At 68.1% G+C, this 1,697-nt stretch carries 1 protein-coding gene and 1 pseudogene; both read right to left on the minus strand.

Features of this window, described 5'->3' with window-relative positions; all coding sequences use genetic code 11:
- Positions 1 to 479: 479 nt before the first annotated feature.
- Positions 480 to 1,184, minus strand: a complete 705-nt coding sequence (gene hemQ, locus WA944_RS09110) for a hydrogen peroxide-dependent heme synthase (protein ID WP_526608649.1) — start codon at positions 1,182 to 1,184, stop codon at positions 480 to 482.
- Positions 1,185 to 1,209: 25 nt separating this feature from the next.
- A pseudogene (locus WA944_RS09115) lies at positions 1,210 to 1,697 on the minus strand (protoporphyrinogen oxidase); the annotation flags it as partial.

Raw genomic sequence — 1,697 nt, forward strand, 5'->3', positions numbered from 1 at the left:
AACCTGTTCGAGCCGAAGGCATCCGGCGGCGACCTAATGGATCAGTGCTCGAACTGGCACGACATCCCATGAGCGCTACAGATGACCTCACCAACCGGCCGGGGCACGATCTAGCTTTAGGAGTTGACCATCACTCCAGGCGGCAACGGTGCTCACCGGCCGGCGGCTCGGTGATCAGCCTCCCGCTCCAGAGACAGAATCCCCGTCAAGGACACGCTGATCAACACCCATTAGGTTGCGTACCCGGCGCCGATCGCCACAACGCCCGCCGCCACCCCCCGGAGGTTCGGCATCGGCCGATGCTAGCAATGCGTATCCGGTAAAGAGACCACAACGACAATGTGAGTCTGTCTTTGCCAGATCCCCCAAGCGAGCTGGAACAGGCGGTCCCAGCGGAGGGCTATCCCAGCAAGGTGAGCCTGGCCAACTTTGCGAGGGCTGCCGAGAGCCAGCGCGCGGAATCGTTCCAGCAAAGGTGCCTATGGCAGCGCGGTGACCAGCTTCTCCACCGACACCCGCGGCCCGGTGTAGAACGGTGTCTCCTCGCGCACGTGCCGGCGAGCGTCGGTGGCACGCAGGTCGCGCATCAGGTCGACGATCCGGTGGAGCTCCGGGGCCTCGAATGCCAGCAGCCACTCGTAGTCACCCAACGCGAACGCGGGCACCGTGTTGGCCCGCACGTCCTTGTAGCCGCGCGCTGCCATCCCGTGCTCGGACAACATGCGGCGCCGCTCGTCGTCGGGCAGCAGATACCACTCCAGTGACCGGACGAACGGGTAGACGCAGATGTAGGCACCCGGCTCCTCGCCGGCCAGGAACGCCGGGATGTGACTCTTGTTGAACTCGGCCGGCCGGTGCAGCGCCACGTTGCTCCACACCGGCGTCGACGCACGCCCGAGCGCGGTGGTGCGCCGGAAATCCGAGTACGTCGCCTGCAACGCCTCCACGTTCTCGGCGTGCGTCCACATCATGAAATCCGCGTCGGCGCGCATCCCGGCGACATCGTAGAGACCGCGCACCACCACGCCGTTGTCCTCTTGTTGCTTGAGGAAGGTGGCGGTCTCCTCCACGACGGCCGCCCGCGCATCGTCGTCGTAGGCCAGCGCGCCCGGCCGTACGGAGAACACCGAGAACATCAGGTAGCGGATGGTGGAGTTGAGGGCGTCGTAGTCGAGCTTGGCCATGCGCCTATCGTGCCACGGGCACGGCTCAGCCTCCGGCGACCACCAGCCCGGCCACCGCCCGCGTCGCGGCCGCCACACAGGCAGGCACCCCGATCCCGTCCAGGTACGAGCCGGCCACCGCCAGCCCGGCAGGCAGGCCGGCCCGCAGTTCGGCGACGACGTCGGCGTGGCCCGGCCCGTACTGCGGCATCGCATCGATCCAGCGGGCCACCCGGTGTTCGACCGGCTCGGCCGAGATGCCGAACAGCGTTTCGAGGTCCTGCCCCGACCATGTCAGCAACTCCTCGTCACCGATGGCGCGCGCAGCGTGGGTTTCGGCGGCGTCACCGAACCGTCCGAACGACAGCCGCACCATCTCGAAGTTGCCGCGCCGCCCCCACTTGCGCGATGACAACGTCACAGCCTTGGCGCGCAACCGCCCCGGGCCGGCGACCAGCACTCCGGACTGCTCGGGCAGCGGCGTTCCGCCCGGCAACGCCAGCGCCACCACCGCCGCCGAGGCCACCGGGATGC

This window comes from Mycobacterium sp. (assembly GCF_049683355.1).
Lineage (GTDB): Bacteria > Actinomycetota > Actinomycetes > Mycobacteriales > Mycobacteriaceae > Mycobacterium.

Coding starts and splice junctions, on each gene's coding strand:
- hemQ (WP_526608649.1), bottom strand. CDS start 1,184: ATGGCCAAGCTCGACTACGACGCCCTCAACTCCACCATCCGCTACCTG.